The 15317-nt window shown below is 32.6% G+C and carries 14 protein-coding genes; 5 read left to right on the forward strand and 9 right to left on the reverse strand.

All coding sequences use genetic code 11. The features are described from left to right. Positions 1-94: 94 nt before the first annotated feature. The 8 genes from ACFSSE_RS12865 to mutL form a co-directional block, all read right to left on the reverse strand. Positions 95-655: a DNA-3-methyladenine glycosylase I gene (locus tag ACFSSE_RS12865; RefSeq protein ID WP_379047281.1), complete on the reverse strand. Its 561-nt coding sequence runs from the start codon at positions 653-655 to the stop codon at positions 95-97. Further along, positions 655-999: a carboxymuconolactone decarboxylase family protein gene (locus ACFSSE_RS12870; RefSeq protein WP_379047194.1), complete on the reverse strand. Its 345-nt coding sequence runs from the start codon at positions 997-999 to the stop codon at positions 655-657. The genes ACFSSE_RS12865 and ACFSSE_RS12870 overlap by 1 nt, the downstream gene beginning before the upstream one ends. A gap of 35 nt (positions 1000-1034) precedes the next feature. After that, positions 1035-2495, reverse strand: coding sequence for a cysteine--tRNA ligase (cysS, locus tag ACFSSE_RS12875; protein WP_379047197.1), 1461 nt, complete (start codon positions 2493-2495; stop codon positions 1035-1037). A 131-nt stretch (positions 2496-2626) separates the two neighbouring features. Continuing rightward, positions 2627-3157, reverse strand: a complete 531-nt coding sequence (locus ACFSSE_RS12880) for a plastocyanin/azurin family copper-binding protein (RefSeq protein ID WP_379047200.1) — start codon at positions 3155-3157, stop codon at positions 2627-2629. 264 nt (positions 3158-3421) lie between these two features. After that, complete coding sequence (locus ACFSSE_RS12885) at positions 3422-4534, reverse strand: endonuclease/exonuclease/phosphatase family protein (RefSeq protein WP_379047203.1); 1113 nt, start codon at positions 4532-4534, stop codon at positions 3422-3424. Beyond that, a complete protein-coding gene (locus tag ACFSSE_RS12890; RefSeq protein ID WP_379047206.1) occupies positions 4515-5399 on the reverse strand; it encodes a rhomboid family intramembrane serine protease in 885 nt (294 codons plus the stop codon). The genes ACFSSE_RS12885 and ACFSSE_RS12890 overlap by 20 nt, the downstream gene beginning before the upstream one ends. 12 nt (positions 5400-5411) lie before the next feature. After that, entirely contained in the window at positions 5412-6236 is an 825-nt protein-coding gene (locus ACFSSE_RS12895; RefSeq protein WP_379047209.1) for a rhomboid family intramembrane serine protease, read from the reverse strand. A 15-nt stretch (positions 6237-6251) separates the two neighbouring features. Then, positions 6252-8114 (reverse strand): DNA mismatch repair endonuclease MutL, encoded by a 1863-nt coding sequence (gene mutL, locus ACFSSE_RS12900; protein WP_379047213.1) that lies wholly within the window; start codon positions 8112-8114, stop codon positions 6252-6254. Between the two features lie 125 nt (positions 8115-8239). Between mutL and ACFSSE_RS12905 the strand changes: the two genes are divergently transcribed. The 5 genes from ACFSSE_RS12905 to upp all read left to right on the forward strand — a co-directional run bounded on the left by ACFSSE_RS12905 (position 8240) and on the right by upp (position 14765). After that, positions 8240-9874 carry an amidohydrolase gene (locus ACFSSE_RS12905; RefSeq protein WP_379047216.1) on the forward strand — a complete coding sequence of 545 codons (1635 nt, stop codon included), beginning with the start codon at positions 8240-8242 and terminating at the stop codon, positions 9872-9874. Then, positions 9871-11679 carry a serine hydrolase domain-containing protein gene (locus tag ACFSSE_RS12910; protein WP_379047219.1) on the forward strand — a complete coding sequence of 603 codons (1809 nt, stop codon included), beginning with the start codon at positions 9871-9873 and terminating at the stop codon, positions 11677-11679. The genes ACFSSE_RS12905 and ACFSSE_RS12910 overlap by 4 nt, the downstream gene beginning before the upstream one ends. Before the next feature lie 87 nt (positions 11680-11766). Continuing rightward, positions 11767-12588: an N-acetylmuramoyl-L-alanine amidase gene (locus ACFSSE_RS12915; RefSeq protein ID WP_379047223.1), complete on the forward strand. Its 822-nt coding sequence runs from the start codon at positions 11767-11769 to the stop codon at positions 12586-12588. A gap of 179 nt (positions 12589-12767) precedes the next feature. Further along, on the forward strand, positions 12768-14021 hold the full coding sequence (locus tag ACFSSE_RS12920; protein ID WP_379047225.1) for a polysaccharide deacetylase family protein: 1254 nt from the start codon (positions 12768-12770) through the stop codon (positions 14019-14021). 102 nt (positions 14022-14123) lie between these two features. Further along, positions 14124-14765: a uracil phosphoribosyltransferase gene (gene upp, locus ACFSSE_RS12925; protein WP_379047228.1), complete on the forward strand. Its 642-nt coding sequence runs from the start codon at positions 14124-14126 to the stop codon at positions 14763-14765. Positions 14766-14871: 106 nt separating this feature from the next. Here upp and ACFSSE_RS12930 read toward each other — a convergent pair whose 3' ends face one another. Next, a complete protein-coding gene (locus ACFSSE_RS12930; RefSeq protein WP_379047231.1) occupies positions 14872-15195 on the reverse strand; it encodes a hypothetical protein in 324 nt (107 codons plus the stop codon). Between the last annotated feature and the right edge of the window lie 122 nt (positions 15196-15317).

Consider the following 15317-nt stretch of genomic DNA (forward strand, 5'->3'; position numbering starts at 1 on the left):
AGAAACAAAGCTGGGCGTATTATTTCAACCAAAGATTACGCAGAACACACAGAGCTGGGTGGTAAATAAGGTTATAGAATATTTCGAGATTACCTTATCTAAAACTACAATCTAAAGCATGATCATTTACCATACCTGTTGCTTGCATGTATGCATAGCAAATGGTAGAGCCAAAAAACTTAAAACCTCTATTTTTCATATCTTTAGCAATTGCATCAGATATTTGTGATGTGGCTGGTGTTAATTTGCTATCTGTAAGTTTATTATCAATGGGTTTGCCATTTGGTGTAAAAGAGTACAAATAACCATCAAAAGAGCCAAATTCTTTTTGAATACCTAAAAACAGTTTTGCATTGTTTACTGCAGCAACAACTTTTAGACGGTTTCTTATAATTCCAACATCTAATAAAATTCTTTCTATATCTTCTTGAGTAAAAGCGGCAACTTTCTCTGCATCAAAATTGGCAAATAACCTACGGTAATTCTCTCGCTTACGCAAAATAGTAATCCAACTTAAGCCAGCTTGGGCAGCTTCTAAAATTAAAAATTCGAACAATATTTTGTCGTCATGTACTTCTTTACCCCACTCTTCATCGTGGTATTTGGTATAAAGTTCATCTGAACCGCACCAATGGCATCGTTGAATTTCATCCATTACTGTTGTTGTAACTCGTCCCAATATTCTAATGCTCTGCGGTAGTGCGGAATTACAATTGAACCACCAACAAGGTTAGCAATCATAAAAATTTCATTTAGTTCATCGGTGTTAACTCCTGCATCGTAGCATTTGCCCAAATGGTATTTTATACAATCATCGCAACGTAAAACCATTGATGAAACTAAGCCTAACATTTCCTTTGTTTTAACGCTTAAAGCTCCATCAGCATAAGAGGTAGTATCTAAAGCTAAAAACCTTTTGATATTGGTATTTGCCGTTTCGGAAATACGAGCATTCATTTTGGTGCGATAACCGTTAAAGTCTTCTATCAATTTACCCATTTATGTCTTTATTTAATTAATCAAAATTGTAGAAATCAATTCTTACTCCAAGTACTGCCTTCTTTGCCGTCTTTTACATCAAAGCCAATTTCATTTAAACCAATTCTGATTTTATCTGACGTAGCATAATCCTTGTTAGCTTTTGCGTCGGTTCTTATTTTTAAAATAAAATCCATTACAGGTGCTAAATCATCAGTTGCTTGAATATCGTTTTTTAAGCCTAAAACATTTTCTACAAAAGTGGAGATCAAAGTTTTTAAATCGGCTAAATCATTCTCGGTAATTTGCATTTTACCATCGTGTACAGAATTAATGATTCTTGCTACATCAAATAATTCGGCAATTAAAACTGGAGTGTTAAAGTCATCATTCATGGCAGATTTAAACTTAGCTTCTATAGCTTTAACATCAATATCAGAATTTACGCTTGTTTTTAGTTTTTCTAATAAAGAAATGGCGTACATTAATCGCTTAAAGCCTTTTTCACTAGCATCTAAAGCATCATTAGAAAAATCTAAAGTACTACGGTAATGTGCTTGTAACATAAAGAAACGAACCACCATTGGGCTGTAGCCTTTATTTAATAATTTATGATTCCCAGAAAATAATTCGTGAGGTAAAAAACTGTTTCCTAAAGATTTAGACATTTTTTGTCCGTTTACAGTAAGCATATTGGTGTGTACCCAATAATTTGCTGGTTGCTGACCACAAGCTGCAACATTTTGTGCTATTTCATTAGTATGGTGCGTTGGAGCTAAGTCCATGCCGCCGCCATGTATATCAAACTGGCTACCTAAATATTTATTGCTCATGGCAGAGCATTCTAAATGCCAACCCGGAAAACCATTACCCCACGGAGAAGGCCATTGCATTAAATGTTCTGGTTTTGCTTTAATCCAAAGCGCAAAATCTAAAGGACCGCGTTTTTCATTTTGCCCGCCTAAATCGCGAGTATTGTTTAGTAAATCTTCTAATTTACGATTACTTAAAGCTCCGTAATTTTCTTTCTGATTGTACTTTTCTACATCAAAATAAACAGTTCCATTAACCTCATAAGCTAAACCAGTTGCTAAAATGGTTTTCACCATTTCTATTTGTTCTATAATATGGCCGGTTGCGGTAGGCTCAATACTTGGTGGCAAAGCATTAAATATTTGCATTACCTGATGAAAATCTACACTATACTTTTGCACAATTTCCATGGGCTCAACTTCTGCCAATTTTGCTTTCTTAGAAATTTTGTCCTCACCTACATCACCATCACTTTCTAAATGCCCGGCATCAGTAATGTTTCTTACATAGCGCACTTTATAACCCAAATAAGTGAGGTAGCGATAGATGATATCAAAAGAAATAAAAGTACGGCAATTACCTAAATGCACATCGCTGTAAACCGTTGGTCCGCAGACATACATACCCACAAATGGGGCGTTAATTGCTTTAAATTCTTCTTTTTTACGACTAAGTGTATTATATAATGATAATGTTTGTGACATGGCTGCAAATTATGAAATTTGATGCTATTAGAATAATTTGTTTAATACAATTTGCAAAAACCATTTACGCAAAAAAGGCAAGCTATTAAAACCTACCTTTTTAAAAATATTTGAAATTAAAATTGATGAACTTATTCTGCAATAATTCTACCCTTCATTACTCCGTAATGGCCAGGAAAGCTACAAAGGAAATTATGAGAACCTGGATTATTGATAGTAAAAGTAATTTCATCACTTTCGCCTGGTCCTAACAACTTTGTATGTTCTATTATAGAATTAACTAATGAAGCTGGAATGTAATCAGTATCCTGAGCAGACATAGCTTCAGTTGCGAAATTGGCAACATCTACATTTGATTTTAGCAATACGAAGTTATGGCCCATTGAACTTTTTGGCAACTTACCAACGTTTGACATCTTTAACGTTACCACCTCTCCCGCTTTTACCTTAAATAGGGTATCGCTATACTTCATTAAATCATTTCCAGTAATACTGATTTGATTGTTTGCCGCTAATGCAGCCACAGCTGGACTTTCTACAGCTAATTCTTCAGTTTGTGTTTCTGTTGTTTCTGATGTAGCTTGATTGGAAGTACTATCAGTTCCGCCGCAAGAAGCTAAAAATATAGATGCTGCAGCAATTGTTAATGTTAAAAATTTCATGATTTTTTTTATAAAGTTAACTATTGAATTATTTTAAAAAAATGACACTTGTCATAATACTAAAACAACAAAAAGATTTTAGAATAGTTTCTCGAAAATGATTTTTATTGTAATGATTTAGTCATGTTATAACGCCTTAAAAAGCTTTAAGCTAAACCGATTGACACCACTTACATTTGAGTTTAATAATGATTATAATTGTGAGTTTGAACTAGAAAACTACACAGATTAAATTTGTTTGGAGCACTTAGAGCCTGTTTAAACCTAATTACCTAAAACCACATTTGCCCTAACTGGGTAGTGATCTGATAAATCTTTTTTGATGATTTTATAAGAACTAAAATCTAAAGTTGGTGATGCTAAAATATAATCTATTTGAAAATTAGGGAATGCGCCATTATAAGTAACACCCAAGCCCGAACCTTTATCTTGAAAAGCATTTTTTAAGCCTTTGGTCATTTCTGCTAAAGCAAAAGAAACTGGAGTATCATTAAAATCGCCCATGATGATATAAGGCGTTGTACAACTTTCAATATGTTCTTTCAGTACCTTAACCTCGTTACTTCTTTTAACAAAAGCATTTTTTAACTTTTTTACAATACGCTTAGAAGAAACTACGTCTTCATTGGTGTTCAAATCTTTTTTAACCTCATTTATAAAAGAGTAATCTTCTGGTTGGAAAGAAATAGATGCTAAATGAACCACGTAAACTCTTAGTGTTTTATTTCCCTTTTGGATATCAATAAAAACAGCCTTATTACCTATTGCTATACTATCAAACTGTATTTCTGCACTGTTAACTATTGGGTATTTACTAAAAACAGCAATTCCTAAAGATTCATAATCATTAAAATCTGTTTTACTATAAAAGTACTGTTTGGTGTTTAAAACTTTTAGCAACGAATCTTTAAAGTCGAACTTACCTTTTGTTCTTGTAAAAAACTCCTGAAAACCAACAACATCTGGGTCTTCAGATTTTATCATGCTGTAGAAATTCTTACTTAGCGCTGTATCTAAAATACCTTCTTGAGTCCTAAAATTATGAACGTTGTATGTCATTAATTTTAACGTATTGCTATCAGTAACAAAATCGGTATTAGATAACCGAAAACCGAAAGTGCGAGTAAGTGGCTTAAAACCAATTAAAATAAATAATAACGAATAAATAAAATACCAACGTTTAAGTATTGCCCAAAAAATAATAAATAAAACGTTTGCTAACAAAATGAAAGGGTATGCTAAACCAAATAGTGTGAAATACCAAAATGTTAGCGGATTAATAATTGTTGCACAATAGCTAAGTAGTAAAGCAATTATTACTGCAAAATTGAAGAATAGTAATGTTTTAATAAAAAAACTATTTCCTCTTTTCTTCATTGTTAGTGCTTAATTTAAAAAGGGTTTCTTTTTCTTTGGCTGTTAAATTATCATATCCGTTTTTAGATATTTTATCTAATATGGCGTCAATAATTTCTTGGTTTGGCATATCCGTACGGATATTGAATGAAACTTTATGCTCTTGTTTAGATACTACTTTTAACTTTGCTTTTGGCTCAAAAACATTTTCAAAAGGTTTACACCAATCATTACCGCTTTGTAGGGCTTTTATAAACAAAAAGCCAAAAATAGCACCTCCCAAATGTGAAAGGTAACCGCCAGCATTACTTCCCGCTAAGCTTAAAATATCAATAATAATATAAACTATAGCTATCCAAACTAACCTAACAGCTCCAATAAACATCAAATGAATGGTGTAATTGGGTACAAGTGTGGCTGTTGCAACCAAAATGGCAGTAACAGAAGCAGATGCACCAACAGCTGCGGAACTTAAGCTTGCATCAGCGTAAGCGGGAATAATGTTATAGCATAAAATGTAAAAAAATGCACCAGATAAACCGCCAGCTAAATAAACAAATGTTAATTTTTTACTGTTTAAAAATCCTTCTAAAATTTTTCCCATCCAAAATAACCACAACATATTAAACAAAATATGGAAAAAACCATCGTGTAAAAACATGTAGGTAAAGGGTGTCCAGAAACGGTAAAGCAGTTTTGGTAAAAACGTAGGTACTGCCAAAAAATTAAAAACAAAATTGTTAATGTTACTCTGCTTGGTAAACAGGTACTCAAAAACACTTAGTAAGCTAAAAAATAAAAAAATTGCAACATTTATAGCAATTAATAAGTTTACCCTACTACCAGATGCAAAGATTTTGAATTTCAACTCGTTTAATACGTTCATGCTTTAAATTTATTAAAAAGAATCAACTCTTTTTATTCCCCAAAGTTTTATGAGGATAAAACCAACCAACATACCACCTAAATGTGCAAAATGAGCCACATTATCTCCTGGGTTATTAGCCATTCCGTTATAAAGTTCAAATAACCCATAAAGAATAACCAAATATTTGGCTTTCATAGGGAAAAAGAAATAAATATAAATTAATGTATTTGGAAACAACATTCCAAATGCTAATAAAATACCAAATACAGCTCCAGAAGCACCTAAAACTGGTGTATTTAATTTTGCGCTTAAATAACTGTTAACCATATTAACTGATGCTTTTTTTGCATCAACACTTTCGGGGTTTTGTTGCCAATACTCCGTAACTCTGTTAAAATCTGGTTGTATATTTTCTGGAACTTGATCTTGTACAAAGCTTTCATATTTACTAATGGAAGGAGCAGCAGTATAAACTTCGGCACTGCTTTGTAAAGGTGCTATTTCTAAAGCTTGCACTCCTAAAAAAAGAATAGAAGCACCAATACCAGTTAAAATATAATAGTTTATGAATTTTTTAGAGCCCATAAATTTCTCTAAAACAGAACCAAACATCCATAAAGCAAACATATTTGAAAAAATATGCCCAATATTGGCATGCATAAATAAATGGGTAAACAGTTGCCAAACCCTAAATTTATCTGAAGCAGGGTAAAACAAAGCTAAATGTTCTGACAAATCAAATCCAAAACTGCTTTGGAACACATAAGTTGCAAAAAACAAAATTCCGTTAATAATGAGAAGGTTTTTTACAATTGGCGGAAAAAGCGTATTACTTAAAGGGTTAAAATCTCTCATTTATTCAATAATATTTTAATGTTTGTTAAAACGCTCAAAAAGCTCTTCAAGTGTGATTTTAACTATAATTTGTTTGCCGTTTAAAGACGCATTGGGCATTGAACAAGCAAATAGCTGATCAATTAAATTATTCATCTCCTCGGTCTCTAATGTTGTGCCAGCTTTTATAGCCGAGTTTTTGGCTAATGTTCGGGCTAAATTATCTCTTTTATCTAACTTTAAAACGGTGTGGTTGTTTTTAAAACCTTCAATTAATTCTTCCAACATAGTGGCCAAATCATTGTTTTCGGGTAAATCTGCAGGTACACCTTCTATCACTAACGTATTTTTTCCAAAATCTCTGATATCAAAACCCAATGCCTGAAAATATGGCAGTAATTCGTTAGCCAAAGCAAAATCTGTAGTGTTTAATGTTACCGTTTGCGGAAATAAACTTTGCTGACTTAAGCCCTTATTTTGTTCTAATTGCACCAAAAAACGTTCATACAAAATACGCTCATGGGCTGCTTGTTGATCTACCAACATAAAACCCGATTTAATTTGGGTAATAATATAACGCTGGTGCAACTGAAAAACTTGTCGGCTACTTAAGTTTTCTAACTTGTCATCGCCAGTCGCAATATTTTTTTCGTGGTTTAATTCAAAGCTATTTTGTTCAAAAGTTCTTTTCTCGCTAATTTCATAAAGCGTATTCCAATTACTTGGAATGCTTTTAGATTCGCTCATGTTACGTAAAAAAGGCAGTTCTTTTGTTGCCGCTTTGCCATCATGAAAAGGGTTAAAGCTTGGATTAAAATTTACTGATGGGGCGCTTATTTCTTCTAACGGTTTTTGAGTTAACATTCCCTCAAAAGCGGTTTCTTGATTAAAATCTAAAGTGGGGGTAATGTTATACCGTCCTAAAGAACGTTTAACTGCCGAACGGATGATGGCATAGATTGCTTTTTCATCCTGATATTTAATTTCTGTTTTTGTGGGATGAACGTTGATGTCTATTTTTGCAGGGTCAATCTCAATAAATAATACATAAAGCGGAAAGCAATCTTCGGGTAAAAGCTGCTCATAAGCAATAGTTACGGCATGGTTTAAATAACCATCTTTAATAAACCTGTTGTTTACAAAAAAAAACTGATCGCCACGAGTTTTCTTAGCAAAAGAAGGCTTGCCAATAAATCCTTTTACTTGTATAATACTGGTTTCTTCATCTAAAGGCACTAAACGTTCGTTATAATTATTGCCTAATAAATGTACAATACGTTGTTTTAATTGTACCGCTGGTAAATGATAAACTTCTTGCCCATCATGGTGTAAGGTGAAATAAATTTCGGGATGTGCTAAAGAAACTCTTTGAAATTCATCAATAATGTGACGAAGTTCTACCGGGTTACTTTTTAAAAAATTACGCCTAGCCGGAATGTTATAGAAAAGATTTTTTACAGCAATTGAAGTTCCTGCTGCCGTTGCACAATGTTCTTGATGGGTAACAGTTGATGCTTCAATTTGCAAAAGCGAACCCAATTCGTCTTCATGCTTGCGAGTTTTAAGTTCCACTTGCGAAATTGCAGCAATAGATGCCATTGCTTCGCCCCTAAAACCCATGGTTCTTATCGCAAATAAATCTTCTGCTTTGTTAATTTTAGAAGTTGCATGACGTTCAAAACACATTCTTGCATCAGTTGCGCTCATTCCGCAACCATTGTCAATCACTTGTATTAAAGCCTTTCCAGCATCTTTTATTATAAGTTGTATTTTATCAGCACCTGCATCTATGGCGTTTTCTAAAAGCTCTTTTACTGCAGAAGCTGGTCTTTGTACCACTTCGCCAGCAGCTATTTGGTTGGCTACGGCATCTGGTAAAAGTTTAATTATATCTGACATGTTTGGCAAAAATATTAAAATTTTCAGGCATTATTTGCTCAAATAGCAAATTACACCTTTAAAAATGTTGGCATATCCATCAGCCTTAGCTATCTTTAATTTTTTAACATCAATTATCTTCAAAAATGAATAACAGGCTTGTCTTTTCAATTCTTTTACTTTTTGCATTATCTGCTTGTCAAATTAAAAAACACGCTGATTTCATCATCATTAATGCGAAAATTTACACACTAGATAGCAATTTTACTGTTGCACAAGCCCTTGCAGTATCTGACGGTAAAATAATTGCAACTGGCACAAATGAAGAAATGCAAGCGCTTTTTAAAGCAAATGAAGAAATTGATGCTGAAGGAAAAACAATAGTTCCGGGTTTTATTGATGCCCATGCTCATTTTTTACGCTATGGCGAAGGCTTACAAGAATTAAATTTACGTGGAACAAAAAGTTGGGCACAAATTGTAGCGCATATTAAAGCTTATACCGATAAAAATAAAGAAGGTTGGATAATTGGGAGAGGTTGGGATCAAAATGATTGGGACGTTAAAAATTTTCCTAATAAAGAAGTATTAGATTCTTTGTACCCAAACAGACCAATAATATTAACACGCATAGATGGGCATGCGGCTATTGCAAATCAGATAGCTTTGGACAGTGCAAAAATTACCATTGACACTAAATTAACAGGTGGAGATGTAATTGTAGAAAATGGAAAACTTACAGGTTTACTAATAGATAATGCTGTTGACTTAGTAAGTTCTAAAATTCCGAAGTTAAACAATCAACAAAAAACAAAATCTTTAATTGATGCTGCAAATAATTGCTTTGCAGTTGGTTTAACAACAGTTGATGATTGTGGTTTAGATTATAAAGATGTATTGTTGATAGACTCTTTACAAAAAACTGGCGATTTAAAAATGAGACTTTACGCCATGTTAAGCGATGCCCAAGATAATTACGACTTTTTAATTAAGAAGGGGAAAATAAAAACAAAACATTTAAATGTACGCTCTTTTAAAGTTTATGGCGATGGTGCTTTAGGTTCAAGAGGAGCTTGTTTATTAAAACCATATTCAGATAAAAAAGATCATTTAGGTTTTCTGTTATCTGATGAAAATCATTTTAAAGAGGTAGCACAAAAAATATATGATAACGATTTTCAAATGTGTACCCATGCTATTGGAGACTCGGCAAATAGAACCATTTTAAAAATTTACGAATCTGTTTTAAAAGGCAAAAACGATAAGCGTTGGAGAATAGAACATGCCCAAATTGTTAACCCGGCTGATTTTAAATTGTTTGGAGACAATAGCATTATTCCATCTGTACAACCAACCCACGCAACTTCAGATATGTATTGGGCAGCAAATAGGCTAGGAAACCAGCGTGTAAAATCTGCTTATGCTTATTTAGAGTTATTGAACCAGAATAATTGGTTGCCTTTAGGTACAGATTTTCCGGTTGAAGATATTAACCCAATAAACACTTTTTATGCAGCCGTATCTCGCAAAGATTTAGAAAACTATCCTAAAAACGGTTTTCAAATGGAAAATGCGCTAAGCAGAGAACAGGCTTTAAAAGGGATGACAATTTGGGCAGCTAAGTCGAATTTTGAAGAACATGAAAAAGGAAGTTTAGAGAAAGGGAAATTTGCAGATTTCATTATCCTTAATCAGGATATGATGACTATTGAAGACAATAAAATACCGCTTACAAAAGTTTTAACTACATACATTGCCGGAAAAAAAGTATATCAAAAATGATTAAAAGATTCATAATTAGCGCTTTATTTACAAGTGTGATTTTATTTGCATGCGGACAAGACCATTTAGAAGATAAAAACTGGTTAAATAATTTTAAAGATTCAGAAAAAAATACGGTTGTTTTAAACAACGCTGATGAAATTATTCCGTTAAAAAACCTAGAAAAAAGAAGCATTGCCAGTATAGATTTAGGCTTTAGCCATTCTATAACTTTTGATAGCTTGTTAAATAAATACAGCCAAGTTGATCCATTTAATGGAAACATTTACGCAAGTAACAACCAGTTTAAAAATTTAATAGACGATTTAAAGTTCTATAACACGGTTATTGTTTCTTTATCTGATGTTTCTGTTTTCAATACCGATGTTTTAAACTTTGTTAAAGAACTTCAAGAAAAAAAACAATTAATTATTACCCTTTTTGGCAATCCTAAAAGCTTAACACAACTTACCGAAATTACAGCACCAATTATTTGGTGCCCTAACCATACAGATGTTGGCGCAAATTTTACCGCTCAACTGGTTTTTGGTGGTGTTGGCACATCGGCCGTTTTACAGAAAACTTATACAGATAATTATAAAACAGGTACCGGAAGCATTATTAATAAAATAAGGTTTGCTTATACTGTGCCAGAAGAAGTGGGTATCAATATCAATGATTTAAAAGGAATTGATGTAGTAGCAGCAGAAGCAATAAAAGAAAAAGCAGCACCGGGTATGGTTGTTTTGGTGGCTAAAGACGGAAAAATCATTTTCAATAAAGCCTACGGAACACATACTTATGATAAAGATGCGCCTAAAGAAAGGGTTGATGATATTTTTGATTTAGCATCTATTACCAAAGTTAGTGCTACCACAATGGAAGTGATGCGACTTTACGAGCAAAAAAAATTAGATTTAGACACTACCATCAATACCTACATTGCTAAAACAAGAAATACTGCAAAAAGTGATATTAAAGTTAAAGAAGTACTATTACACCAAGCTGGTTTTATTCCCTTCATTCCTTTTTACAACAGCATTAAGCCAGAAGATTTTAGCAGAGATTCATCTGAGAATTATACCGTAAAAGTTGCCGATAGCTTTTTTATGAAGAAAGAGTACTTTAGAGATGTAATGTGGAAACAAATGCTTGAAAGTCCTTTAAAAACCAGAGGAAAATACGTTTACAGCGATTTGAGTATGTATTTTATGAAAGAAATTGTTGAAACTATTACTCAAGAACCAATGGCAGATTATGTGATGAACAATTTTTATAAACCTTTAGGCATGCACACCACAGGTTTTAATCCGCGTTATCGCTTCACAAAATCTCGTATCATACCTACAGAACAAGATAATTATTTTAGAAAAACTTTGCTTTGGGGTTATGTTCATGATCAAGGTGCAGCAATGGTAGGCGGAGTTTCTGGCCATGCCGGACTATTTTCTAACGCTACAGATTTAGCTATTTTATACCAAATGTTGCTAAATAAAGGAACTTACGGCGGTAAACGCTATTTTAAAGCTAGCACCATTGATTACTTTACAGCAAAACAATCAGAAATTAGCCGGCGGGGTTTAGGTTTCGATAGATTTGACGCTAACAGCAAAAATGGTTACCCATCTAAGTTAGCCTCAAGCCAAACTTACGGCCATACAGGTTATACTGGTACAGCTGTTTGGGTAGATGCTAAAGAAAATTTAGTTTACATATTCTTATCAAACAGGGTAAACCCAGAGGTAAGTAATAAATTATTAGATATGAATATTCGTCCTCGCATTCAGGATATTATATACCAAGCAATAGAAAAATCTAAGAAATAGTAATTTTAGCTAGCTACATAAAAGCATTATTATTTGATGCTAGCTTTTTTATTTTACTTTTACAATCTCAAATTAACATTTTCCATAATGACAACTATTAAGTTTTTTTTGTACGCCAATTTATTGGTTTTTTTAGCAGCTTGTTCTCCTAAACCTTACCAAGTAGCTCAAAAAATACAAGAAGAAAAAGTAAAAGAAGTAGTTACTAAAATGGATACCAATGTAGCACCTGTGCTTGTTGATTCTTTAGGGAATAGCTTAGTTACATCTTTTATCCCTACGGTTAATTTTAGTAGTAGAAAGCCAAACTTTGTTATTATACACCACACTGCACAAGATTCTTTAGCACAAACTATTAGAACTTTTACTTTAGAACGTACCCAAGTAAGTGCGCATTATATTGTTGGTAGAAATGGTGAAGTGGTACAAATGCTAAATGACGAGTTAAGGGCGTGGCATGCAGGCAATAGCAAATGGGGAAATAATTACGACATGAATTCAGCTTCTATTGGAATAGAATTAGACAATAATGGCTTTGAACCCTTTAGTGATAGCCAAATAAGTAGTCTTTTAATTTTATTAACGAAACTAAAAACTACATACAACATTCCAACACCTAATTTTATTGGTCACTCAGATATTGCTCCAAAACGTAAACCAGATCCTAGTATTCTTTTCCCTTGGAAAAAATTAGCGGATAACGGTTTTGGTTTATGGTACGATATTCCAAACCTGCCACCACCTGCAAATTTTGATGTAGAAAGTGCTTTAAGAATAATTGGTTACGATACCAGAGATTTACCTGCAGCAATCATCGCTTTTAAAAGACACTTTGTTAAGTTAGATTTAAACCCGGTAATGAACGAGTGGGATAAATGTGTGCTATACAATTTATACAAGAAGTATTAAAAAATTTTGGATTAAAGTTTTAATATTTCTAGAGAAGCTAAAGTAAAAAGGGATTTACCTATTCAGATAAATCCCTCATCATCAAACCTTATAATCGAACAAATGTTCAACTGTAAAGACGGTATTTTTTGTAATTTGGTTTGAGTATGTTCAGTTTATAATTGCATTTTTACTTTTCTATGGCTTTATTAATTTATACATTCAAATTAACTGAAAGAATAAAATATGCTGCCACGCATATTTTTGAGCATATTTTAGGTGTTGATATAGAATTTTCTAACAATCTTGAGGTTTTTAATAATCATCAAGAAGCTAAAATAGTTTATGATTATACCTGTTTAGAAAACACCATTAATTTTAAAAAACATGCTTTTATTGATGAAGAAAATATAGTCCCTCAATCTTTAGTATTTGCAAATTGGAAAGAATTACAAATTCCGTTTAGTGTTAAAAATTCTGTTTTTACCTTCGATGTATTTGCGGCTACTTTTTATTTTTTATCCAGGTATGAAGAATACCTTTCAACAGAAAAAGACGAACACCTACGTTTTGCTGGTAAATCCTCATTAGCTTACAAAAATGGCTTTATTAAAAGGCCTCTAGTTGACGAATGGGCTTATGAAATTGCTGAAATAATTAAACAAAAATATAAAGACTTTGAAATAAAGCATCGACAATTCAAGTTCATACCTACTTTAGATATTGACAGACCCTATTATTACCGCACTGATTCCTTTTTAAAAAAAACAGCTAAAATCATTTTATCAGGATTTAAAAATGATCCTTATGATGTTTATGAAATGGTAAAAAAATGGGATAAAGAATTTGGATTAAAAACAATTTATTTCTTTCTATTGAGCAATAAACATGTAAATGATGTGGCTCCTAATTCAAAAAATAAGCTATTTAAAAAACTAATTAACGAAACTTCGAAACACCATGATATCGGGATTCATCCCTCCTATTTTTCTTTTTTAAATTCTGATGATGTACTAAAAGAAAAATACGAATTAGAAAACATTGCAAATAAATCTATACTCAAAAGTAGGCAGCATTATTTACTCTTAAACCTACCAAAAACTTATCAAACATTAATTACAGCCGATATAACAGAAGATTACACCATGGCTTTCGCCGATGTTGCAGGTTTTAGAGCAACTACTTGTACACCTTTTTATTGGTTTGATTTAAGCTGTGATAAGGTCACAAATCTAAAAATTTATCCTACCGCAGTAATGGACCAAACATTAAAAAGATATATGTCATTATCGATTACTGAAGCTGAAATTTTACTTAAAGAAATTATAGATAACGTTAAAGAAGTTAACGGAACATTTATAAGTCTTTGGCACAATGAATCAATTAATAATTTTAAAACATGGAAAAATTGGCAACCAATCTATTTAACAATGCTTGCTAAAAGTAAATCGTAAATTAATTTGATCAAATGTTATCAAACTAAAATTTAGTATATTTAAAATCAATCAATTAAATATTTTAGTCTATTATTTTTTCAAACCTATAATTATATCATCATGTTTATACTTAACCAACAAAATAGCATTGCTAATAACTTTTTAGCCGAAATGCGTGATGCAGCGGTTCAGCAGGATTCAATGCGTTTTCGCAGAAATATGGAGCGCATGGGTGAGGTTTTTGCTTATGAGATAAGTAAAAAGTTGAAATTTGAAAAATTTGAAGTTCAAACTCCTTTAGGTTTATCCAATATAAATATGATTCCGCATTTTCCAGTGTTGGCAACAATATTAAGAGCAGGTTTACCCTTGCATCAAGGTATGTTAAATGTTTTTGACAAATCCGAATCTGCTTTTATTTCCGCCTATCGAAAAACAAAAAAATCAGGAGATTTCGTTATACAAATGGAATACATTTCTACACCAAATTTAGATGGTAAAACAGTTATTGTATCAGATCCTATGTTGGCAACAGGAAAAAGTATGGTTCTCTGTTGTAAAGAACTTTCAGCTCATTACAAAATTAAAGAGCTACATATTGTTTCTATTATAGCAAGTCAAGAAGGTATAGCTCATGTAAAAGCTAATTTACCCAAAGCAAATTTATGGATAGGGGCAATTGATGAAGAGATGACCACCAAAGCATACATAGTTCCCGGTTTAGGTGATGCTGGAGATTTAGCTTTTGGAGAAAAGGTATAAACCTTAATAAGGATTCAGCAGCATTTCAGGTGGGGTAGTGTTTTGAAAATTTCATTAATTTGTTTTGTGCAATAATAGAAAGTAACTGACTTAAAACTATCTAATGTTATGGTAGGTTATTCTGAAAATTTGCCAGTACAATATCATTTGCATAGCTGATGGCATGTAATTTCATTTGATGTTTCATATTTGATTGTCCAGAACATAACCGAACATCGCCCAATAATATTCCTTTTAATGTGACGCTATTTTTTCCCTCTAATTTCATTTGGTATGGCCCACCAGGTTTCATTGGAGGTCGTGTCATCATCCATTTACCATTTTTATCTGTTATTACTGATGCTCTTTTCCCGTTGAAAGTTACTTTTACCTTTTCCCCGATTGAGGTCCAACCCCAAATTTTTAAAGCAGCGTCTCTTTGTAAAACCATACTATCAGCAACGATATGGGGAAGCTTTAGTTGAGAAAAATAGGAGATGCAATGAATAATAAAAATGTAAAAAAAAGAAGTTTTTTATTCCGAATCATAAAATTTAAGTTAATCTGCTAGTG

Source organism: Pedobacter alpinus (genome assembly GCF_042684645.1).
Lineage (GTDB): Bacteria > Bacteroidota > Bacteroidia > Sphingobacteriales > Sphingobacteriaceae > Pseudopedobacter > Pseudopedobacter alpinus.